The organism is Pseudomonas reinekei, assembly GCF_001945365.1.
Classification (GTDB): domain Bacteria; phylum Pseudomonadota; class Gammaproteobacteria; order Pseudomonadales; family Pseudomonadaceae; genus Aquipseudomonas; species Aquipseudomonas reinekei.
The window spans coordinates 185,552-206,298 of sequence record NZ_MSTQ01000003.1; the positions used below are offsets into that span (position 1 = coordinate 185,552).

At 60.9% G+C, this 20,747-nt stretch carries 19 protein-coding genes; 10 read left to right on the plus strand and 9 right to left on the minus strand.

Annotated features, from left to right (window positions below; all coding sequences use genetic code 11):
* Positions 1-256: 256 nt before the first annotated feature.
* The 6 genes from BVK86_RS05565 (at position 257) to BVK86_RS05590 (ending at position 7,962) form a co-directional block, all read left to right on the plus strand.
* Complete coding sequence (locus BVK86_RS05565) at positions 257-1,780, plus strand: fumarate hydratase (protein WP_008061943.1); 1,524 nt, start codon at positions 257-259, stop codon at positions 1,778-1,780.
* A gap of 155 nt (positions 1,781-1,935) precedes the next feature.
* The gene (locus BVK86_RS05570; RefSeq protein WP_075945726.1) at positions 1,936-3,702 is read left to right on the plus strand and encodes a sensor histidine kinase; all 1,767 of its coding nucleotides are present in this window, start codon (positions 1,936-1,938) and stop codon (positions 3,700-3,702) included.
* Positions 3,696-5,021, plus strand: coding sequence for a sigma-54-dependent transcriptional regulator (locus BVK86_RS05575; protein ID WP_075945479.1), 1,326 nt, complete (start codon positions 3,696-3,698; stop codon positions 5,019-5,021). The genes BVK86_RS05570 and BVK86_RS05575 overlap by 7 nt, the downstream gene beginning before the upstream one ends.
* A gap of 182 nt (positions 5,022-5,203) precedes the next feature.
* The gene (locus BVK86_RS05580) at positions 5,204-6,523 is read left to right on the plus strand and encodes an MFS transporter (RefSeq protein WP_075945480.1); all 1,320 of its coding nucleotides are present in this window, start codon (positions 5,204-5,206) and stop codon (positions 6,521-6,523) included.
* A 317-nt stretch (positions 6,524-6,840) separates the two neighbouring features.
* Positions 6,841-7,134, plus strand: a complete 294-nt coding sequence (locus tag BVK86_RS05585) for a hypothetical protein (RefSeq protein ID WP_075945481.1) — start codon at positions 6,841-6,843, stop codon at positions 7,132-7,134.
* A gap of 198 nt (positions 7,135-7,332) precedes the next feature.
* Positions 7,333-7,962: a flavin reductase family protein gene (locus BVK86_RS05590; RefSeq protein WP_075945482.1), complete on the plus strand. Its 630-nt coding sequence runs from the start codon at positions 7,333-7,335 to the stop codon at positions 7,960-7,962.
* Here BVK86_RS05590 and BVK86_RS05595 read toward each other — a convergent pair whose 3' ends face one another.
* The gene (locus tag BVK86_RS05595) at positions 7,963-8,193 is read right to left on the minus strand and encodes a hypothetical protein (RefSeq protein WP_075945483.1); all 231 of its coding nucleotides are present in this window, start codon (positions 8,191-8,193) and stop codon (positions 7,963-7,965) included.
* Between the two features lie 41 nt (positions 8,194-8,234).
* Positions 8,235-8,588 carry a putative quinol monooxygenase gene (locus BVK86_RS05600; RefSeq protein WP_075945484.1) on the minus strand — a complete coding sequence of 118 codons (354 nt, stop codon included), beginning with the start codon at positions 8,586-8,588 and terminating at the stop codon, positions 8,235-8,237.
* A gap of 339 nt (positions 8,589-8,927) precedes the next feature.
* On the opposite strand from BVK86_RS05600, the gene BVK86_RS05605 reads away from it, so the two are divergent.
* Complete coding sequence (locus BVK86_RS05605) at positions 8,928-9,857, plus strand: AraC family transcriptional regulator (RefSeq protein ID WP_075945485.1); 930 nt, start codon at positions 8,928-8,930, stop codon at positions 9,855-9,857.
* A gap of 151 nt (positions 9,858-10,008) precedes the next feature.
* On the opposite strand, the gene BVK86_RS05610 is transcribed toward BVK86_RS05605, so the two are convergent.
* The 6 genes from BVK86_RS05610 to BVK86_RS05635 form a co-directional block, all read right to left on the minus strand.
* Positions 10,009-11,064: an ABC transporter ATP-binding protein gene (locus BVK86_RS05610; RefSeq protein WP_075945486.1), complete on the minus strand. Its 1,056-nt coding sequence runs from the start codon at positions 11,062-11,064 to the stop codon at positions 10,009-10,011.
* Between the two features lie 15 nt (positions 11,065-11,079).
* Positions 11,080-11,928, minus strand: a complete 849-nt coding sequence (locus tag BVK86_RS05615; protein WP_075945487.1) for an ABC transporter permease — start codon at positions 11,926-11,928, stop codon at positions 11,080-11,082.
* Complete coding sequence (locus tag BVK86_RS05620) at positions 11,925-12,833, minus strand: ABC transporter permease (protein WP_075945488.1); 909 nt, start codon at positions 12,831-12,833, stop codon at positions 11,925-11,927. The genes BVK86_RS05615 and BVK86_RS05620 overlap by 4 nt, the downstream gene beginning before the upstream one ends.
* A gap of 194 nt (positions 12,834-13,027) precedes the next feature.
* Positions 13,028-14,131 carry an extracellular solute-binding protein gene (locus tag BVK86_RS05625; protein ID WP_075945489.1) on the minus strand — a complete coding sequence of 368 codons (1,104 nt, stop codon included), beginning with the start codon at positions 14,129-14,131 and terminating at the stop codon, positions 13,028-13,030.
* Between the two features lie 217 nt (positions 14,132-14,348).
* Entirely contained in the window at positions 14,349-15,797 is a 1,449-nt protein-coding gene (locus BVK86_RS05630) for an aldehyde dehydrogenase family protein (RefSeq protein ID WP_075945490.1), read from the minus strand.
* A complete protein-coding gene (locus BVK86_RS05635; protein ID WP_075945491.1) occupies positions 15,794-17,431 on the minus strand; it encodes a 5-guanidino-2-oxopentanoate decarboxylase in 1,638 nt (545 codons plus the stop codon). The genes BVK86_RS05630 and BVK86_RS05635 overlap by 4 nt, the downstream gene beginning before the upstream one ends.
* A gap of 161 nt (positions 17,432-17,592) precedes the next feature.
* On the opposite strand from BVK86_RS05635, the gene BVK86_RS05640 reads away from it, so the two are divergent.
* Positions 17,593-18,474 carry a LysR substrate-binding domain-containing protein gene (locus BVK86_RS05640; protein ID WP_075945492.1) on the plus strand — a complete coding sequence of 294 codons (882 nt, stop codon included), beginning with the start codon at positions 17,593-17,595 and terminating at the stop codon, positions 18,472-18,474.
* A gap of 37 nt (positions 18,475-18,511) precedes the next feature.
* Here the strand turns inward: BVK86_RS05640 and BVK86_RS05645 are convergent, their stop codons facing one another.
* A complete protein-coding gene (locus BVK86_RS05645; RefSeq protein ID WP_075945493.1) occupies positions 18,512-19,387 on the minus strand; it encodes an MBL fold metallo-hydrolase in 876 nt (291 codons plus the stop codon).
* 138 nt (positions 19,388-19,525) lie between these two features.
* On the opposite strand from BVK86_RS05645, the gene BVK86_RS05650 reads away from it, so the two are divergent.
* On the plus strand, positions 19,526-20,431 hold the full coding sequence (locus tag BVK86_RS05650) for a LysR family transcriptional regulator (RefSeq protein ID WP_208609343.1): 906 nt from the start codon (positions 19,526-19,528) through the stop codon (positions 20,429-20,431).
* Positions 20,432-20,570: 139 nt separating this feature from the next.
* The gene (locus tag BVK86_RS29775; RefSeq protein ID WP_167371496.1) at positions 20,571-20,747 is read left to right on the plus strand and encodes a hypothetical protein; all 177 of its coding nucleotides are present in this window, start codon (positions 20,571-20,573) and stop codon (positions 20,745-20,747) included.

Consider the following 20,747-nt stretch of genomic DNA (forward strand, 5'->3'; position numbering starts at 1 on the left):
TAACTGGCGTCAAATACATGACTGGCCTCTCACTGCAGGTGCAACCTTCGGCAACGCCTGCAAGGAAGCGTTCGATATGCGACCAACGATTGACCGCCGACGCGTGTGCCCTTGAACGAGGCGCGGTATACTGCCGCGCCTTTTTAGCGTCGCGCCAGCAGCCCCGGCGTGCCTTGAAAGGTGCTTGCAACCGACCGATGCACCCAAGCTGCAGGCACCTTATTGAATGTTCCCGTCTTTTAGAGGAGCGCGACTCATGACCGTGATCAAGCAAGACGACCTGATTCAGAGCGTTGCCGACGCCCTGCAGTTCATTTCTTATTACCACCCCGTGGATTTCATCCAGGCGATGCACGAGGCCTACCTGCGCGAAGAATCGCCAGCGGCCCGCGATTCGATGGCTCAGATCCTGATCAACTCGCGCATGTGCGCTACCGGCCACCGCCCGATCTGCCAGGACACCGGCATCGTGACCGTGTTTGTCCGCGTGGGCATGGACGTGCGCTGGGATGGCGCCACCATGGGCCTGGACGACATGATCAACGAAGGCGTTCGTCGCGCCTACAACCTGCCGGAAAACGTCCTGCGTGCTTCGATCCTCGCCGACCCGGCGGGTGCTCGTAAAAACACCAAAGACAACACCCCGGCCGTGATCCACTACTCCATCGTTCCGGGTAACACCGTGGAAGTGGATGTGGCGGCCAAAGGCGGCGGTTCCGAGAACAAGTCGAAAATGGCCATGCTCAACCCGTCCGACTCGATCGTCGACTGGGTGCTCAAGACCGTTCCGACCATGGGCGCCGGCTGGTGCCCACCGGGCATGCTCGGCATCGGCATCGGCGGCACCGCCGAGAAAGCCGCCGTGATGGCCAAGGAAGTGTTGATGGAATCCATCGACATCCACGAACTGAAAGCCCGTGGCCCACAGAACCGCATCGAAGAAATGCGTCTGGAGCTGTTCGAGAAGGTCAACCAGTTGGGTATCGGCGCCCAGGGCCTCGGTGGCCTGACCACCGTGCTCGACGTGAAGATCATGGATTACCCGACCCACGCCGCTTCGCTGCCGGTGTGCATGATCCCGAACTGCGCCGCCACCCGTCACGCGCACTTCGTGCTCGACGGTTCCGGCCCGGCCTCGCTGGAAGCGCCACCGCTGGATGCCTACCCGGAAATCGTCTGGGAAGCAGGCCCATCGGCCCGCCGCGTCAACCTCGACACCCTGACCCCGGAAGAAGTGCAGAGCTGGAAGCCCGGCGAAACCGTCCTGCTCAACGGCAAGATGCTCACCGGTCGCGACGCTGCGCACAAACGCATGGTCGAGATGCTGAACAAGGGCGAAACCCTGCCGGTGGACCTCAAGGGCCGCTTCATCTATTACGTCGGCCCGGTTGATCCGGTGCGCGAAGAAGTGGTTGGCCCGGCGGGCCCGACCACCGCGACGCGGATGGACAAATTCACCCGTCAGATCCTCGAGCAAACCGGCCTGTTGGGCATGATCGGCAAATCCGAGCGCGGCCCGACCGCCATCGACGCGATCAAGGACCACAAAGCCGTTTACCTGATGGCAGTTGGCGGCGCGGCTTATCTGGTGGCGCAAGCGATCAAGAAATCCCGCGTGGTGGCTTTCGCCGAACTGGGGATGGAAGCGATCTACGAGTTCGACGTGAAAGACATGCCTGTGACCGTTGCGGTCGACAGCAAGGGCGAGTCGGTACACATCACCGGTCCTGCCATCTGGCAGCAAAAGATCAGTGAAAGCCTGGCGGTGGAAGTGCAGTAAGCGCTTCGACTGACCGAAAAAGGCGACGGGGATTACCCTCTGTCGCCTTTTTTATTGCCTACGCACGCCCCTCTTGCAAAGTGAGCCGGCTCGCGCCTGCAAGGGGCGACCCATGTTAATGTGCGCCCCCACCGTTTCCTTGTGTAATGCCCAGCATGTTCGAGTTATCCCGCCCCTTGCGCCTGACGGTCTATACCGTTGTCATCATTGCTGGCGCCACGCTCGTTGCCACCTTGGCCATGCGCCACACCGTGCGCCAATCCATGGTCGAAGACGCGGCCCGGGCCAATCAGCAACTGGCGCTGTACGCCACCTCCCTGCACACCCTGATCGAGCGCTACCGCGCCCTGCCCTCGGTGCTGGCGCTGGACCCGCAATTGCGCGACGCGCTCAAAGGCCCGGTAGGCCCCGAGCAACAGGATCTGCTGAACCGCAAACTGGAAAAGATCAACGGCGCCGCCGATTCATCGACCCTGGAACTGCTCGACCGCACCGGCCTCGCCGTGGCAGCCAGCAACTGGCGTTTGCCCAGCAGTTACGTTGGCCACAATTACGGTTTCCGCCCCTACTTCAGCCAGACCCGCACCCAAGGCACCGGGCGTTTTTATGCCGTGGGCGTGACCAGTGGCATACCGGGCTACTTCCTCTCCAGTGCCGTGACCAACGACGACGGCCAGTTTCTCGGCGCCATGGTGGTGAAACTGGAGTTTCCCGAGCTGGAACGCGAATGGCGTCAGGGCAGCGACACGCTGCTGGTCAGCGACGCCCGCGGGATTATCTTCATCGCCAACCAACCGGGCTGGCGCTATCGTCATTTGCAGCCGCTGAGCGCCAGCGATCACGCCGAACTCAAGGCGACCCGGCAGTACGACAAGCAGCCGCTGACGCCGCTGGAACACCAACCGCTGCGCCATTTCGACGACAACAGCGCCCTGACCCGGGTCAATGGCCCGGACGGCCGTGCCGATTACCTGTGGGAATCGCTGCCGCTCGCCGCCGAAGGCTGGACATTGCACCTGCTGCGCCGTCCGCAGGTCGCCTTCGAAGACAGCCGCAACGCCGCACTCGCCGCTGCCGGGCTGTGGTTGACGCTGGTGTTCCTGTTGCTGTTTCTCAACCAGCGCTGGCGCCTGGCAAAGATTCGCCAACGCAGTCGCGAAGAACTTGAGCAACTGGTGGAAGAGCGCACCCGCGACTTGCGCACTGCTCAGGAAGGCCTGGTGCAATCCGCCAAGCTCGCCGCCCTCGGTCAGATGTCGGCCGCATTGGCCCATGAAATCAATCAGCCGTTGACGGCACAGCGCATGCAACTGGCCACCCTGCGTCTGCTGCTTGATCATGGTCGCGTCGATGAAGCGTATCAGGCGCTCAAACCGGTGGACGACATGCTGACGCGCATGGCCGCCCTCACCGGGCACCTGAAAACCTTCGCCCGCAAAAGCCCTGGGGGCCTGCGCGAACGCCTGGACCTGGCGGCGGTGGTTGACCAGTCTTTGCAACTGCTCGACACCCGTCTGCGCGACGAGCAAGTCAGTACTGTGTTGCACATGACGCGCCCGGCATGGGTGCGTGGGGATGCCATTCGCCTCGAGCAAGTGTTGATCAACCTGCTGCGCAACGCCCTGGATGCGATGCAGGATAAACCCTGCAAACGCCTGGAAATCCGTCTGCAGGCTGATGAACAATTGTGGAGACTGAGCGTCATAGACAACGGCAGCGGCATCGCCGAAGAAAACCTGTCCAAGGTGTTCGACCCGTTTTTCACCACCAAGCCGGTGGGCGACGGGCTGGGCATCGGCCTGGCAGTTTCATTCGCCATCGTCCACGAATCGGGCGGGCGCTTGAGCGCGGATAATCACGGCAATGGCGCGGTGTTCACGATGACCCTGCCGATCGACCTGGAGGCCCATGGCTCATGCTGAATTCTGTGATGGTGGTCGACGACGAAAGCAGTATTCGCAGCGCCGTCGAGCAATGGCTGAGCCTCTCAGGTTTTGAGGTGCAGCTGTTCAGCCGCGCCGATGAATGCCTGGCGCAGTTGCCGAGGCATTTCGCCGGAGTGATTCTCAGCGACGTGCGCATGCCCGGAATGAGCGGGCTGGAACTGCTGGCCGAAGTGCAACGCCGCGACGCCGACTTGCCGGTGATCCTGCTGACCGGCCACGGTGATGTGCCGATGGCCGTCGATGCCATGCGCGATGGCGCCTACGACTTTCTCGAAAAACCCTTCAGCCCGGAAACCTTGCTCGGCAGCCTGCGCCGGGCACTGGACAAGCGCCGGCTGGTCCTGGAAAACCGCGCCCTGCACGAGCAAGCGGACAACCGCGCCAGACTCGATACCACGCTGCTGGGGGTGTCCCGTGGTTTGCAAACCCTGCGGCGACAGGTACTGGACCTGGCGGCATTGCCGGTCAATGTGCTGATCCGTGGCGAAACCGGCAGCGGCAAGGAACTGGTTGCCCGCTGCCTGCACGACTTCGGGCCACGCGCCGACAAACCTTTTGTCGCGCTTAACTGCGCCGCCATCCCCGAGCAACTGTTCGAGGCCGAACTCTTCGGCCATGAAAGCGGCGCGTTCACCGGCGCCCAGGGCAAGCGTATCGGCAAGCTCGAATACGCCGACGGCGGCACGCTGTTTCTCGACGAAATCGAAAGCATGCCGCTGGCGCAGCAGGTGAAACTACTGCGCGTGTTGCAGGAGCAGAAGCTTGAGCGCCTGGGTTCCAATCAAAGCATTCGCGTGGATTTGCGCATCATCGCAGCGACCAAACCGGACCTGCTCGACGAAGCGCGGGCCGGGCGTTTTCGCGAGGACCTGGCCTATCGTTTGAACGTCGCCGAGTTGCGCCTGCCCCCGTTGCGCGAACGCCGTGAAGACATTCCGTTGCTGTTCGAATTCTTTGCCCAGAACGCCGCCGAACGCCTGGGACGTAAATTTCAGCCGCTGAGCGGCGCGCAATTGAGTCACCTGCTGAGCCACGACTGGCCGGGCAATGTGCGTGAACTGGCGAACGTCGCCGAGCGTCAGGTGCTGGGATTAGGAGAACCGGAACCGCTGGGCATCGAACCCGGCCAGTCACTGGCGGCGCAGCAGGAGGCGTTTGAAGCGCAATGCTTGCGTGCGGCGCTGACCCGGCATAAAGGTGACGTGAAAGCGGTACTTGAAGAACTGCAACTGCCGCGACGCACGTTCAATGAAAAGATGCAGCGCCATGGGTTGAGCAGAGAGATGTTCCTGTAGCGTCAGGAGCCCAATCAGCAATTTTCCGCTCACCCCCAACAGAAAATAAGCGGATTTCCGCTCACCAATCCGCCCTACCCCCTCTAAACCGCCACTCTCCCCGTTGGCACAGCTCCTGCTATAGCCCCCGCAGGCTGCGTTTAATCGCGCTCCACAAAAACAATTAAACGAAGGATCCTTCAATGGATAACTCCAACGCCCTGCCCCGTGGGTCGGTTGCCTCGCCGACAAAAGTACGTACTACTTCCAGCCGCATCAAATCGATCTTCAGCGGTTCCGTTGGCAACATGGTCGAGTGGTATGACTGGTACGTCTATGCCGCTTTCTCGCTGTACTTCGCCAAGACCTTTTTCCCCAAAGGCGACACCACCGCACAACTGCTGAACACCGCCGCGATTTTCGCCGTGGGCTTCCTGATGCGTCCGATCGGCGGCTGGCTGATGGGCCTGTACGCCGACAAAGTCGGGCGTAAAAAAGCCTTGATGGCCTCGGTTTACCTGATGTGCTTCGGCTCGCTGCTGATCGCCCTGAGCCCCGGCTACGAAGTCATCGGTATCGGCGCGCCGATCCTGCTGGTGTTCGCGCGTTTGCTGCAAGGCCTGTCGGTCGGTGGCGAGTACGGCACCTCTGCCACTTACCTCAGCGAGATGGCCACCAAGGAACGCCGTGGCTTCTTCTCCAGCTTCCAGTACGTGACCCTGATTTCCGGCCAGCTCATAGCGCTGGGCGTGCTGATCGTCCTCCAGAACCTGCTGACCACCGAAGAGCTGTACGCCTGGGGCTGGCGTATTCCGTTCGCCATCGGCGCGCTGTGTGCAGTCGTTGCGCTGTACCTGCGTCGCGGCATGGAAGAAACCGAGTCGTTCACCAAGAAAGAAAAGGCCAAGGAAAGCGCGATGCGCACCTTGATGCGCCATCCGAAGGAACTGATGACCGTGGTCGGCCTGACCATGGGTGGCACCCTGGCGTTCTACACCTACACCACCTACATGCAGAAATACCTGGTGAACACCGTCGGCATGAGCATCTCCGACTCCACCACCATTTCCGCCGCCACGCTGTTCCTGTTCATGTGCCTGCAGCCGATCATCGGTGGGCTGTCGGATAAAATCGGTCGCCGGCCAATCCTGATCGCCTTCGGCATTCTGGGCACGCTGTTCACCGTGCCGATCCTCACCACCCTGCACACCATCACCAGCTGGTGGGGCGCGTTCTTCCTGATCATGGCGGCGCTGATCATCGTCAGCGGCTACACCTCGATCAACGCAGTGGTGAAAGCCGAACTGTTCCCGACCGAAATCCGCGCCCTGGGCGTTGGCCTGCCGTACGCCCTGACCGTTTCGATCTTCGGCGGCACCGCTGAATACATCGCACTGTGGTTCAAGAGCATCGGCATGGAAACCGGTTATTACTGGTACGTCACCGCATGCATCGCCGTGTCGTTGCTGGTGTACATCACCATGAAAGACACCCGCAAGCATTCGCGGATCGTCACGGACTAAGCCCGGACGCGCAACAACCAAGGGGCAGACCGTAGGGGTCTGCCCCTTTTTTTGGCTCGAACGTTGTGTGAAAAATCCTTCACTCCCGACGAAGGCAGATTAATCACGAGTTAATGCTCGCCCTCCATCCTGTGCATGTCCGATCGATTAACTGCGATGCGCGCGCTCAGACCTTGAACGTGATCACGTTTGACGGCCTTAATATCAACTTAATCGATTGTTACTAGCATTATTTTGCGCTTTTTAATCAGTTTAATTGGCGTAGCATGAAACCCATGCCCAAGACACAAAACGCCAAAAAATCTGGAGAAATGAAAATGAAAACCAAACTGTTCCTCGCCATCGCCCTGTCCGTACTGGCCGCCAACACCTTCGCCGCCGACGGTTTCGATCGCACCGGCTCCGCTGTTGCAGCGGACGGTTATGACCGTACCGGTTCCGCCACCGTCGCCGCTGATGGCTACGACCGCACCGGTTCCGCCACTGTCGCTGAAGACGGCTACGACCGCACCGGCGGCGCCACTGTCGCTGAAGATGGCTACGACCGCACCGGCGGCGCCACTGTCGCTGAAGATGGCTACGACCGTACTGGCGGCGCTTCCATCAGCTGATCCATTCAAGCGGCACCACAGCCCGGCTTCGGCCGGGCTTAGTCATTGCTGGAGCACCACAAATCTCCGTGCACACCAGATAACCCTGTGGAAGCAAGCCTGCTCGCGCCGACATGGGCGCTTACTCTGACTGGCAATCAGCGACGCGGCCTTGCACTATTGTCGGTATTCACAAGCAGCCTTCAGGAAAATTGGCCCATGCCCGACGACATCCACTATTACGAACCCGCCAACGGCCACGGCCTGCCCCACGATCCGTTCAATGCGATCGTTGGCCCGCGCCCCATCGGATGGATATCTTCGCAGGATGCCCACGGGCGCTTGAATCTGGCGCCGTACAGTTTTTTTAACGCCTTCAACTACATTCCGCCGATCATTGGGTTTTCCAGCGTCGGGCGCAAAGACAGCCTGAACAACATCGAACAGACCGGCGAGTTCGCCTGGAACCTGGCCACCCGGCCATTGGCCGAACAGATGAACCAGAGCTGCGCCATGGTCGAGCCGCACGTCGATGAATTCGAGTTGTCCGGCCTGACGCCCGTGGCGTCGAAGATCATTCAGGTGCCGCGGGTTGCCGAAAGCCCGGTGTCCTTCGAATGCAAGGTCACGCAGATCATTCAGTTGCAGCGCGCGGACGGAAATGTGGTGCCGAGCTGGCTGATCCTCGGCGAAGTGGTCGCCGTGCATATCGCCAAATGGCTGTTGAAGGATGGGGTGTACGACACCGCCGCGGCAGAACCGATCCTGCGCGGCGGCGGGCCAGCGGATTACTTTCAGCTGGGACCAGAGGCATTGTTCAAAATGTACCGCCCGGGAGCGGTGAAGTAACTACCAGATCAGCTCGCCGTCTTCGCCAACACCCTTGAGATGGGTCAGTTGCAGGGCGGCGGCTTCGTCCGCTTCCTTGGCGGTCTTGAAGGTCTGCTCTTCCAGCAGTTTGTTGAAACGTGGTGCACCGGCGCCGCCAATGGCTTTGGTGGCGATTGCCGCGTAATAGCCGCCTTCGCGGGGAATAACGGCCGATACTGCTTCAAAGGTTTCAAAGGCTTTGCGTGCCATGTCGCGCATCCTGGCTGGTTGAGAATGCAGCCATTAAACCCTCAACCGACCAGTTTGTGTACCACTGCTCCGGACTGACGCAGGGCCTGCGCCTCCGACACATCCTTGAAGGTGTGAAAATCCAGACTGTTGACCACCAGTTCCTGCACCAGCTCGGCAAAAATCTCCATGGCCGGGCTACTGAAGTACGCGGTCATCGCCTGTTGATTGCTCCAGAAACCGGACACCAGCCACAGCTCTGGATCGCATTGCGAGTGTTGCAAGGCAAAGTTCAGGCAGCCTGGCGCTGCGCGAGACGGTTCGATCAACGCGCTCAGGCGCAAACCCAGTTCTTGTGAACGCCCGACGCGCGCTCGTACGAAAGCCATATGACTGACGGGGATTTGCTTGGACATGGTTCAACCCTCCCAGGGAGTCGAGTGGCAGCCGTGGGACGGGCTGCGACAGGATCAAAGGTTAAGGGCCATGGCGCGTATGTCGTTAGTCGATTTCTGCCGCCGCGTTGCACAATCCTGCGAGAGTGCGTGGGCTGCCTGTAACAATGTGTAAATCCCGGGCACCGTACTGCCAGACGAGTTTCAAGCAAGTTTGGCGCGCTACGTTCTGATTTACCGGGGCGACAGAACACCCCCGTGCAGAATCAGGCAAGCATTCGACAGGATGTGTCTACCGCTCAAGCTTGCACAAACATATGCTTTGCCCCATCACTCCTGCCCCTGCCGAGGATGCCTTGCATGTCGTCACTCGATCACTTTCAAGCGCCGCTGGACACCGATATGGAGAAGCAGCGCGCGGAGCTGGCGGCGATCATTCGTCGCAACACCGCCGAGGATGGCAGTTATGCCACCGCTGTCGATTCGCTATTCATGTCGCGCCACAGCCAGAACCACGAGTTCGCCCCGGTGCTTGCGCAACCGGCGCTGTGCATCATGGCCCAGGGCCGCAAGGAAGTACGGCTGGCTGACGAGTACTTCAATTACGACCCGCTCAATTACCTGGTGGTCTCGGTCTCGATGCCGCTCAGCGGTCGAGTGGTCAATGTCTCGGCCGAGGAGCCGATCCTGGCCGTACGGCTGGACATCGACCCCGCGGAAATCACTGCGCTGATTGCCGACGCCGGCCCCCTTGGCGTGCCCAGCCGCCCGACCGGACGTGGGTTATATGTCGAGCGACTCGACACCGCGATGCTCGATGCAGTGCTGCGTCTGGCACGGTTGCTCGACACACCGAAAGACATCGCCATGCTCGCGCCGCTGATTCGTCGGGAAATTCTCTATCGGCTGTTGCGCAGCAAGCAGGGCTATCGGCTGTACGAAATTGCCATTGCCAACAGTCAGAGCCACCGCATCAGCCAGGCGATCAAGTGGCTCAATGGCAACTATGAACAGCCCTTGCGCATCGATGACCTGGCCAAAGAAGTGAATTTGAGCGTGTCGACGCTGCATCACCGCTTCAAGGCGATGACCGCGATGAGCCCGTTGCAGTATCAAAAGCAACTGCGCCTGCAAGAAGCGCGGCGCTTGATGTTGGCCGAAGGGCTGGAGGCTTCGGCGGCGGGGTATCGCGTCGGTTATGAAAGCCCTTCGCAGTTCAGCCGTGAGTACAGCCGGTTGTTCGGGGCACCGCCGTCAAGGGATTTGGCGCGGTTGCGGTTGAGTGTCTAGCTCGGATTGCGTGGGCTGTGCCGGCCCTTTCGCGAGCAGTCTCGCTCCCACATTTGATCGTTGCTGTTAACACATGCTGTGTTCACAGAAGATCCACTGTGGGAGCGAGCCTGCTCGCGAAGAGGCCAGCAAGGCCAACATCAAATCCGGATCACGCCCCCAGCACGCGGCAAGCCTCTGCTGGCAAGGTCACCGACACCGGATGCCCGACGTTCAAACCAAACCCCTGACACGGCGTGCTCAGCGCCGTAAACGTCACCCCGGAACACTCCACCGTCGTCTCGATCGTCGCGCCGATGTCCCGCACAAATGTCACCTTGCCCAGCAAGCGATTGCCCGCCGTTGCCTGCGGCGCCGACAGTTGCAGGTCTTCCGGGCGAATCAGCATTTTCACCTTCTCGCCAACCACAACGCTGCTGCAGATCGGCACTTGCAGCGCGTCCCCGCCCGGCAAACTCACCTGGCCGTTGCCCAGCACCGTGGCCGGAAAAATGTTGCCGGAGCCGATGAAATCCGCGACAAACTCGTTGGCCGGATGGCGGTAAATCTCGATCGGCGTACCCACCTGCTGCACCTTGTGCTCACCTAGCACCACGACGATATCGGCCATGGTCATGGCCTCGCGCTGGTCGTGGGTGACCATGATGGTGGTGATGTTCAGACGCTGCTGCAGTTGACGGATTTCCACCTGCATCGACTCACGCAGCTTGGCATCCAGCGCCGACAGCGGCTCGTCGAGCAAGAGGATTTTCGGGTGCGAAGCAATCGCCCGGGCGATCGCCACGCGCTGGCGTTGGCCACCCGAGAGTTTGGCCACAGGACGATTGATCATCGGTTGCAACTGGATCAGTTCCAGCAACTCCACCACCCGCGCCTGCTGATCAGCCTTGCTCACACCGCGCAGTTTCAGCGGATAGGCGATGTTCTCCCCCACCGTCATGTGCGGGAACAACGCCAGCGACTGGAACACCATGCCGAAATTACGCAGATGCGCCGGGGTGTGGCCGATGTCCTCGCCATCCAGGCGAATTTCGCCGCCGCTCAGGGTTTCCAGGCCCGCGATCATCCGCAACAAGGTGGTTTTGCCACAGCCCGACGGGCCGAGGAAACACACCAGTTTGCCCTCGGGCAAATGCAGGTTTACATCTTTTACCGCGCAGGCCGAGCCGTAATGTTTCTCGACGTTTTCCAGAATCAGACCAGACATAAATCACCTCAAGAATCAGAACGAAACGCCACCTTCACCGACCAGCTTCTCCAGCGCCCAGATCAGGACGAAGTCGATCAGCACGATCAGCACGGCAAACGAAAATACGGTTGGGTCGAGCGAAGACACGGTGCGGCTGTACATCCAGATCGGCACGGTCATGACGTCGATGGTGTAGAGGAAATAGGTCACGGTGAACTCGTTGAACGAGACGATGAACGCCAGCAGCATCCCCGCCAGAATCCCCGACTTCATCAACGGCACCACCACATCGACAATCGCCCGCAGCGGTGAAGCGCCGAGCATTTGCGCGGCCTCTTCGACTTCACTGCCGATGGAGAGCATCGCCGCCGTGCAATTTTTCACCACGAACGGCAACGCCAGGATGACGTGGGCAATGACCAGCCGCGAGGTGGTCATGTGGAACGGCAGGCTGTCGAACACCAGCAGCAGCGCCAGGCCCAGCACCACCATCGGGAACACCAGCGGCAACGACATCAGTTGCAGCGCCACGGCCTTGCCGCGGAACTCGCAACGAGTCAACGCGTAAGCGGCCGGTACCGCGATGAGGGTGGCGAAGATCATGGTCAGGCACGCCACCATCAGGCTGGTGGTCATGGCCTGGCCGAGGCTCAACACGTCGCTGGCGTCCGGCGAAACGAAGGTGTGCCAGGCGGCCTTGTACCATTGCAGGCTGTAGCTGCTCGGCGGGAAATCAAGGTTCGATGCGCCACTGAACGACATGACGATCATGGTCAGGATCGGCAGCACCGCCAGCAGCAGAATGAAACCGGAAAGGATGCCGGCAAACTTGCCCGTCTCGCCGGGCAACAGCCCATAGCGCTTCTTGCTCAGGGTACTCATTGCGAAGCCTCCAGCATGCGCCGACGACGGCCAGTGATGTATTCGGACAGGGTCATGATCGCCAGCGTGGTAACGATCAGCACCACACCGGCGGCGGACGCGGCGGGCCAGTTCATCAGCGGGGCGATCTGGTCATGCACCATCACCGCGAGCATCGGTACGCGGCGGCCGCCGAGCAGCAAGGGCACGACGAAGCTGCTGGCGTTGTAAGCGAATACCAACGTGGCACCGGTAATGATCCCCGGCAGGCTCATCGGCAACACCACCTGGCGGAACACCTGGAAGCGACTGGCGCCGAGGGTGGCGGCGGCCTCTTCGTAGCTGCGCGCAACGCCGCGCATGGCGCTGGCAATCGGCAGCACGGCCAACGGGAAAGCAGTTTGCACCAGGCCCATCAATACGCCGTTCTGGTTGTACAACAGCATGATCGGACGCTTGATCAGGCCCAGCCCCATCAGCGCCTGATTGAGCATGCCGCCCGGGCCGAGAATTACCAGCCAGCCGTAGCTTTGCAGCAGCAGGTTGACCAGCAGCGGCAGCAGCACCGCCGCGAGGAAGATCCGTCGCACGAACGGCGAAGTCAATCGCGACATGGTGTACGCCACCGGTATCGCCAGAATCACGGCGATCACCGCACTGATCAGCGCCAGCCGCAGGGTCAGCATCAGCGATTTGAGGTAATAGGGTTCCAGCAACTGGGCGTAACTGGCCAGGCTGAACCCGGACCATTCCGCGCCCTTGGTGCCGACACTCATGCGCAGAACCAGCAGACTGGCAGCGATCAGCACGCCCAGGAACAGCATCGACGGCGTGAGGAAAAACCAGGCGCGGGTGGTCGGCGAAACACCGAGGCGTGGACGCGACTCAGCAGCACTGACCGAATGGGTCAAAGGTTGGTGTTCCATAGCAAAGGTCTCGTCAATGGAAAGCAGCTGACGAACACAAGACTTGCGGACGCGTCAGCCCCCCTTGTGGGAGCGAGCCTGCTCGCGAAAGCGGTGTGTCAGTCACATCAATACTGAATGTGCTGACGCATCGCGAGCAGGCTCGCTTCCACAGCGGATCTTCCGTGTTTGAAGTTCCTGTGTACGTCACTCGATCAGGAAGAAAAGATTTCCGTGTAACGACGAATCCATTGGTCATGCACGGAGGCCAGGAAGGCGTTGTCGTGCATGATCGCCTTCTCGGCAATCTGTTCCGGCGTGAGGATGTACGGGCTCTTGCGTGCTTCGGCGGAGATGATCGCCTTGGCGTTGACCGGGCCGTTGTAGATGTCCTCGGCCATCTTGCCCTGCACCAGCGGGTCCAGAGAATGGTTGATGAAGGCGTAGGCCATGTCGGTATCGCCCGGACGATTCTTCGGCATCACCGAGAGCATCAGGTCGGTGTAAAAACCTTCCTTCATGCCGAACGTGGCGCCCAGGCCGTAGTTCGAATCGCGGATCTGTTTCGGGAAGAACGCCGGAGCGTACAGGCCGCCCATGTCCAGCGAGCCGGTGCGGAACAGTTCGGCGATCTGGTTCGGGTTTTCGCCCAGGGTCACCACGCGATCCTTCAGCTCAGCGAGTTTCTTGAAGCCAGGCTCGATGTTGTGCTCGTCACCACCGGCCAGTTTGGCGGCGATGATGATCAGGTCCATGGCCTCGGTCCAGTTCGGCGGCGGCAGGAAAATGTTCGGCGCCGCGTCGGCGTCCCACAAGGACGCGTAACTGGTCGGGGCTTCTGTCTGCGTGCGGGTGCTGTAGACCAGGCTGTTGCACCACAGCAGGTAACCGATGCCGTGACCGTTGGCGCCAGTGCGGTATTTTTCCGGCACATCGACAATGTTGGGAATGCGGTTGAGGTCAGGCTTTTCCAGCAAGTTGGCGGCGGCCAGGCCTTCAGCGCCGACGCCGGCCAGGGTGATGATGTCGTACTGCGGCCGATCACCGCCGGCCTTGAGCTTGGCGACCATTTCCGAGGTACTGCCAGTGCGGTCGGCGATGACCTTGCAGCCGTACTTGTCTTCGAATGTCGCGGCGATATTGCGCAGGGCAGCCAGCCCGGTGTCATCGGACCAGGTCAGCAGACGCAGGGTCTTGCCGGTGAAGCGTGTATCGCTGGCATTGGCCTTGACGAACGGCAGGCTCATCGCCGCCGCTGCCACCGAGGCTACGCCCACGGTCTTGATGAATTGACGTCTGTTCAGATCATGCTCGCCCATTACGGACTCCCTTTGTTTTTGTAGGTATAAGGCAGGTCGAAACTGTTGCATCCGCGCGGCTGGATCAGCGTTGTCCCTCGTATTTTCGGGGGTTTTACCGGGCCAGCGAGTTCATCCTGAGGTCATGCAAAACACCTGACTATCGATAAAAACTCATCGAAGCCATGACGCTGACGCATGCCTCTTCGAGAGGCATGCGCTCACCTTTTTCGTGCCTTCAGACAGCTCGAATCACGTGCTTGATTTCCTGAAAAGCCTGCAAGCCCCACGGCCCCAATTCGCGGCCGATGCTGCTCTGCTTGTAGCCGCCCCAGGCGGTCTGCGGGAAGATCACTTGTGGCGCATTGATCCATACAAGGCCCGCCTGCAAGGCGTTGGCGACACGGTCAGCGGCTTCGGCGTTGCGCGTGACCACACTGGCCACCAGACCGAACTGACTGTCGTTGGCCAGGGCAATCGCCTCGGCTTCGCTGGCAAAACTGCGCACGCAGATCACCGGGCCGAAAATCTCTTCACACCACAGCGCACTGTCGAGGGGCACGTGGGTGAAAACCGTCGGCTGCAAAAAATAGCCACGGGGCAAATCCGCCGGACGATTGCCGCCGCACACCAGCTTGGCGCCGGCACTCAAACCGCGGTCGATATGGCCGAGCACCCGTTGGTATTGCGCCTGATTGACCAGCGCACCCATCTCCACATTCGGGTCGAACGGGTCAGCTACGCGAATCGCTTCGGCACGGGCCTTCACCCGCGTCAGGAATTCATCGGCCAGCTCATCGGCGACCAGCACACGACTGGTGGCGGAGCACATCTGCCCGGCGTTGAAGAACCCCCCGCCACAAGCCACTTCCACCGCCAGGTCAAGATCGGCATCGGCGAGTACCAGCAGCGAAGATTTACCACCCAGTTCCAGGCTCACGCCTTTGACCGATTCGGCTGCGCGTTGCATGACTTGCACGCCCACCGCATTGCTGCCGGTGAAGGAAATTTTTGCGATACGCGGGTCTGCCGACAAGGGCGCGCCGACCGCCAGCCCCGTGCCGCAGACCAGGTTGAACACCCCCGATGGCAACCCGGCTTCAGCGATGATTGCCGCCAGTTCCAGCTCCGGCAGCGGCGTCACTTCCGAAGGCTTGAGCACCACGCAGCAGCCAGCGGCCAGGGCCGGGGCAAGCTTCCACGCAGTGGTGACCATCGGGAAATTCCACGGCACGATCAGGCCGACCACACCGCAGGGTTCGCGGCGCAAGCGGGCGTTGAAATCGTCGGTCGGCAACTCGATAGTGCTGTCCTGTTTCGCCTCCAGGCCTTCGGCGAGACCGGCGTAATACTCGAAGGTGGCGATCACGTCATCGACGTCAATCGCCGCTTCGAACAGTGGCTTGCCGTTGTTGCTCGACTGCAAATACATCAGCTGTTCGCGCCCGGCCTGCACGCCCGCAGCGATGTTGCGCAGGATCGCGCCACGCTCGGCACCGGTGGTTTTCGACCAGTCGGCGAAAGCCCGGGTCGCCGCACTGACGGCGTGATCGACGGCACGTTCGTCACCACCATTTACGGTGGTCAGCAGGGCTTCGGTCGCCGGGTTGATCACCCGCAGGTGTTCGTGACCGGCTGACCATTGGCCATCGATGTACAGGCCATCCAGGGTCGTCGGGAACGTCATTTCGACACCGCCTTCATCCACTCGGTCTGATCGATTTCAATCAGGGTCGGGCCCTGGCGATCGGTCGCGGTACGCAGCGCTGAGCGCAGTTGTTCGACACCGCTGACGGCCTGCGCCGCGCACCCCAGGGCCTTGGCCACGCCGATGAAATCCGGGGTGTAGATGTCGACGCCAACCGGCTCGATGGCGCGGTTGACCATGTATTTCTTGATCTCTTCGTAGCCTTGGTTATTCCACAGCAGCACAATCACCGGCGTGCGCGCTTCCACGGCACTGGCCAGTTCCGGCAGGGTGAATTGCAGACCGCCGTCACCGATCAGGCACACCACCGGAGGACGCGCGCCGCGTTCAACGCGGCCACCGAGCCAGGCGCCAATCGCTGCCGGCAAGGCATAGCCGAGGGTGCCGTAGCCGGTGGACGAATTGAACCAGCGGCGCGGGCGCTCCGGGTTGAAAGTCAGGTTGCCGGTGTACACCGGTTGGGTCGAATCGCCGACGAATACCGCGTCCGGCAATTCATGCAAAACGGTTTCGAGGAAGCGGGTCTGGGCCAGGGTCGGTGCATCCCAGGACGCGGCCAGCTCTTCACGCAAACGGGCGGCGCGAACCTGGCCCCAATCGTTGCGGCGCTCGCCGAGGGGTTTGTGCGAAAGCGCGCTCAACAAGGCTTGCGCAGCGTTGCGCGAGTCGGACACCAGCGCCACGTGCGGCGGGTAATTGCGCACGGTCTGGTCCGGGTCGATGTCGATACGCAGCAGTTTGCCCGGAATCTCAAAACCACCGGCAAAGGTCACGTCATAGTCGGTTTCGGCCAGTTCAGTGCCAATGGCCAGCACCACGTCAGCCTCGGCGACCAGCGCGCGGGTGGCGACCAGGCTCTGGGTCGAGCCGATCAGCAGCGGGTGAGCGGACTCGAGCATGCCTTTGGCGTTGATGGTCAGGGCCACCGGCGCATCCAGCAACTCGGCCAGTTCAGTCAGCTCGGCAGCGGCATCGATGGCACCGCCACCGGCGAGGATCAGCGGACGCTTGGCGGCGGCCAGCAGGTCGGTCATGCGCGACACGGCGCTCGGCGAAGCACCGGCGCGGTCGATATTGACCGGCAGGCTGCCGAGCAGGTCGTCGGCCTCTTCCACCAACACATCCAGCGGAATTTCAATGTGCACCGGGCGCGGACGACCCGCCTGGAACAGCGAGAATGCGCGGGCCAGCACGCCCGGCAACTCCGACGCCGACATCAGGGTGTGGGAGAACGCCGCGACGCCGGCGCACAGCGCGCCCTGGTTCGGCAGTTCGTGCAGCTTGCCGCGACCGCCGCCCAACTGGCTGCGGGATTGCACGCTGGAGATCACCAGCATCGGGATCGAATCGGCATACGCCTGGCCCATCGCCGTTGTGATGTTGGTCATGCCAGGGCCGGTGATGATGAAGCACACACCCGGTTTGCCACTGGTGCGCGCGTAGCCGTCGGCCATGAAACCGGCGCCCTGTTCGTGACGTGGCGTGACGTGGTTGATGCTCGAACGGGCCAGCCCGCGATACAGCTCCACGGTATGAACGCCGGGAATGCCGAACACCTGCTCGACACCATAATTCTCGAGTAGCTTGACCAATACTTCGCCGCACGTCGCCATGTGAATTGCCCTTCTTGTTCGATTTGAGACGCCGGGCCTGCGCTGTGTTTATGATGGATTCGCAGGTCCAGGGATGGCCTCATTGGAACGGGCGACACGTAGCCGCAACAATGGATAAAAAGTCATACTAGCCATGTCCTCACGTCATACCTTGGATCCCAATGAAACGACTGCCTCCCCTGCCGGCGCTGCACACTTTTCTGATTACCGCGCAGTGCTGCAACTTCACCCGGGCCGCCGAGCAACTGCACATCACCCAGGGCGCAGTGAGCCGGCAGATCGCCGGGCTGGAAGATCATCTGGGTTATGAGCTGTTCATTCGTCAGGCCCGGGGTCTCGATCTGACGGCCGAGGGACGGGAATGGCTGCCACGGGTGCAGCAGATTTTCGGTTTGATCGACGAGGCCGTTGAGCAGATCGGCGAGAAGCGCGAAACCCTGCAACTCAAAGCGCCCACCTGCGTCATGCGCTGGTTGCTGCCGCGCCTGCTGCAATGGCAAAAGGAGCGCCCGGACGTGCCGGTGCAACTGACCACCACGGTCAAGCACGGCGTGGATTTTCATCGCGAGCAATTCGATGCGGCGGTGATGTATGGCGCACCGCCGGACACCGCACTGGTGTCGCAAAAACTGTTCGACGAGCAACTGACGCCGGTCTGTTCCCGGCCGATGCTCGAAGGGCCGATCACCCTGCAAACGCCGAGCGATCTGCAACAGCATCTACTGCTGCATCCCACCCGCGATGAGCGCGACTGGAAGGCCTGGCTGAAAGCGGCGGATGTGCAGTTGAGCAACGTCAGCAAGGGTCAGCATTTCGAAACGCTCGATCTGGCGATGTCGATGGCATCGCAAGGAACGGGGGTGGCGATTGGTGACTGGTCGTTGATCGGCGATGACCTGGATGCCGGGCGGCTGGTCATGCCATTCGAATTGAAAGTGAAAACCGGGCTGGCCTACTACCTGGTATCCCCGGAAAAACCCGGGACTTCACCGAAGCTGCGCGAGTTGATGGGGTGGTTGGTGGAGCAGGCGCAGAGTCGCTGAAAGCCAAAACCTGGGGGAAATTACTCCCCCAAATCCGTTACCACTTCATCTCACCCTTGGCGACCTTGGCGCTCAACTCCAGGGAGCTTTCTTCACCCAGTGCCGGGTAGCGTTTTTTCATCGCGGCAATCAGGGCCGCCGAATCCTTGGCCTTGGCGGTTTCTTCATCGAAAGCCCTGATGTAATCGGCAGTGAACTGCACGGCGACCAACGACCGGGCACTGTCGCCGAGGTAATGCCCCGGAATCACGGTTTTCGGTTTCAGGCTTTCAATGGCATGCAGCGTGGTGAACCAATCGGCATGGGACTGTGGCGTCTGGGTATCGGCCATCCACACATGGATGTTCTCTGCCACGACCACCCCACCGACCACCGCCTTGATCGACGGAATCCACACGAAGCTGCGCTCCGGCTGTTTGCCATCGAGGCCCACCACCTGCAGTTTCTGTCCTTCGAGCATCAGGCTGTCGCCCTTGAGCACGTCCGGCACGATGGTTTTGGCCGGTACGTCGGCGCCCATTTTTGGCCCCCAGAACGCCAGTTTGCCGTCCACCGTTCGCTTGATGTGCTCGACCGTTGGCTGCGAAGCAAGCACCTTGGCATTGGGGAACGCGGCGGTCAGGGTATCGAGGCCGAAGTAGTAATCCGGGTCACCGTGACTGATGTAAATGGTGGTCAATCGCTTGCCACTGGTGCGAATTTTTTCCACCAGCTGTTCGGCCTGGGACTTGCCGAACTGCGCGTCTACCAGAATCGCGTCTTTCTCACCGCTGACCAACACCGTGGTCACCGGAAAAATCGCATTTTCGCCGGGATTGTAGACATCCAGGGTCAAAGTCGATGCGCTGGCGTGGGCGGCGAAGCCGAGGGTGGTCGCCAGCAAAACCCGCTTGAGTGAGGTGAAACCGATCATCTGTCGCTCCTTGGTTGAAATACGCTTGTGTGGGAGCCGGCTTGCTGGCTCCTGCACAATGGAGCAGAGCTTAGTTGTCTCGATCAGTACAAAAAATGCGATGCTGGAACATAGTTTGTTTCTGAAATCGGGCAAATCATGGATCGTCTACAAGCAATGCGAGTGTTCGTCACGGTGGTTGACCTCGGTAGCCAGTCGGCGGCCGCCGATCATCTGGAGTTATCAAGACCCGTGGTTTCGCGCTATCTGGCGGAGCTGGAGGATTGGGTCGGCGCGCGCCTGATGCACCGCACCACGCGCAAGTTGAGCCTGACCGCTGCCGGCAGCGAAGTGCTACCGCGCTGTCGGCAAATGCTCGACTTGTCTTGCGACATGCAAGCCGCTGTCAGCGTCCCGGAGGATGCCCCGCGCGGCCTTCTGCGAATCAGTGTCAGCACCTCGTTCGGCCAGGCACAACTGGCCGATGCCATGGCGGCCTTCGTCAAACGCTATCCCGGCGTCAGCATCGACCTGCAGATGCTCGACCGCACGGTGAATCTGGTGGATGAGCGCATCGACCTGGCGATCCGTACCAGCAACGATCTGGACCCGAACCTGATCGCCCGTCGGTTGACGGTCTGCCGTTCGCTGATCTGCGCCTCCCCCGCCTACCTGCGCGAGCATCCGACACCGCAGCGGGTCGAGGATTTGAGCCAGCACAATTGCCTGACCCATTCCTACTTCGGCAAGAGCCTGTGGCATTTCGAGCAGGAGGGTGAACAGGTATCGGTGCCGGTGCAGGGCAATATCAGCGCTAACGAAACCAGCACGCTGCTACGCGCGGCGATGGCCGGTGCCGGCGTGGCGATGCTGCCCACTTATCAGGCTGGCATATACATTCACAGCGGTGAGTTGATTCGCCTGCTACCACACGCCGAACCGCGGCAGATGAACGTGTACGCGGTGTATGCATCGCGCAAGCACATGCCGGCGGCATTGCGCAGTCTGCTGGATTTCCTGGTGGAGAGATTTCCGGAGGAACCGGCGTGGGATACCGGCCTGTAAGCCGATTGAAACTGTGGGAGCGAGCCCGCTCCCACAGTGGCTTATCAGTGTTTTGAATACCGCGTTATTGCTGGCAACTCACCCGGGCTGACCTATGCTCAAAGTAATACCGAAGGGTATTCGTTCAGAGGTCAACACCATGAACATCAAAACAAGAAGGTACCTCGCCATTTTCGTCACCTGTGCGGCCACGCTCGGGTTGTATGGCGCCGCAGCCTGGCGCGTGGAACAGCTGCGCAACCTGCCCCGTGATTACGCCAGCTGCAATTTCGAGCGTTGCATTCCCCACAACGCGACCCTTAACGCCCTGCGCTAA

Excerpts from the sequence above, each read along its gene's own strand:
- BVK86_RS05565 (WP_008061943.1), top strand. The coding sequence starts at position 257 with ATGACCGTGATCAAGCAAGACGACCTGATTCAGAGCGTTGCCGACGCC.
- BVK86_RS05570 (WP_075945726.1), top strand. The coding sequence starts at position 1,936 with ATGTTCGAGTTATCCCGCCCCTTGCGCCTGACGGTCTATACCGTTGTC.
- BVK86_RS05575 (WP_075945479.1), top strand. The coding sequence starts at position 3,696 with ATGCTGAATTCTGTGATGGTGGTCGACGACGAAAGCAGTATTCGCAGC.
- BVK86_RS05580 (WP_075945480.1), top strand. The coding sequence starts at position 5,204 with ATGGATAACTCCAACGCCCTGCCCCGTGGGTCGGTTGCCTCGCCGACA.
- BVK86_RS05585 (WP_075945481.1), top strand. The coding sequence starts at position 6,841 with ATGAAAACCAAACTGTTCCTCGCCATCGCCCTGTCCGTACTGGCCGCC.
- BVK86_RS05590 (WP_075945482.1), top strand. The coding sequence starts at position 7,333 with ATGCCCGACGACATCCACTATTACGAACCCGCCAACGGCCACGGCCTG.
- BVK86_RS05595 (WP_075945483.1), bottom strand. The coding sequence starts at position 8,193 with ATGGCACGCAAAGCCTTTGAAACCTTTGAAGCAGTATCGGCCGTTATT.
- BVK86_RS05600 (WP_075945484.1), bottom strand. The coding sequence starts at position 8,588 with ATGTCCAAGCAAATCCCCGTCAGTCATATGGCTTTCGTACGAGCGCGC.
- BVK86_RS05605 (WP_075945485.1), top strand. The coding sequence starts at position 8,928 with ATGTCGTCACTCGATCACTTTCAAGCGCCGCTGGACACCGATATGGAG.
- BVK86_RS05610 (WP_075945486.1), bottom strand. The coding sequence starts at position 11,064 with ATGTCTGGTCTGATTCTGGAAAACGTCGAGAAACATTACGGCTCGGCC.
- BVK86_RS05615 (WP_075945487.1), bottom strand. The coding sequence starts at position 11,928 with ATGAGTACCCTGAGCAAGAAGCGCTATGGGCTGTTGCCCGGCGAGACG.
- BVK86_RS05620 (WP_075945488.1), bottom strand. The coding sequence starts at position 12,833 with ATGGAACACCAACCTTTGACCCATTCGGTCAGTGCTGCTGAGTCGCGT.
- BVK86_RS05625 (WP_075945489.1), bottom strand. The coding sequence starts at position 14,131 with ATGGGCGAGCATGATCTGAACAGACGTCAATTCATCAAGACCGTGGGC.
- BVK86_RS05630 (WP_075945490.1), bottom strand. The coding sequence starts at position 15,797 with ATGACGTTCCCGACGACCCTGGATGGCCTGTACATCGATGGCCAATGG.
- BVK86_RS05635 (WP_075945491.1), bottom strand. The coding sequence starts at position 17,431 with ATGGCGACGTGCGGCGAAGTATTGGTCAAGCTACTCGAGAATTATGGT.
- BVK86_RS05640 (WP_075945492.1), top strand. The coding sequence starts at position 17,593 with ATGAAACGACTGCCTCCCCTGCCGGCGCTGCACACTTTTCTGATTACC.
- BVK86_RS05645 (WP_075945493.1), bottom strand. The coding sequence starts at position 19,387 with ATGATCGGTTTCACCTCACTCAAGCGGGTTTTGCTGGCGACCACCCTC.
- BVK86_RS05650 (WP_208609343.1), top strand. The coding sequence starts at position 19,526 with ATGGATCGTCTACAAGCAATGCGAGTGTTCGTCACGGTGGTTGACCTC.
- BVK86_RS29775 (WP_167371496.1), top strand. The coding sequence starts at position 20,571 with ATGAACATCAAAACAAGAAGGTACCTCGCCATTTTCGTCACCTGTGCG.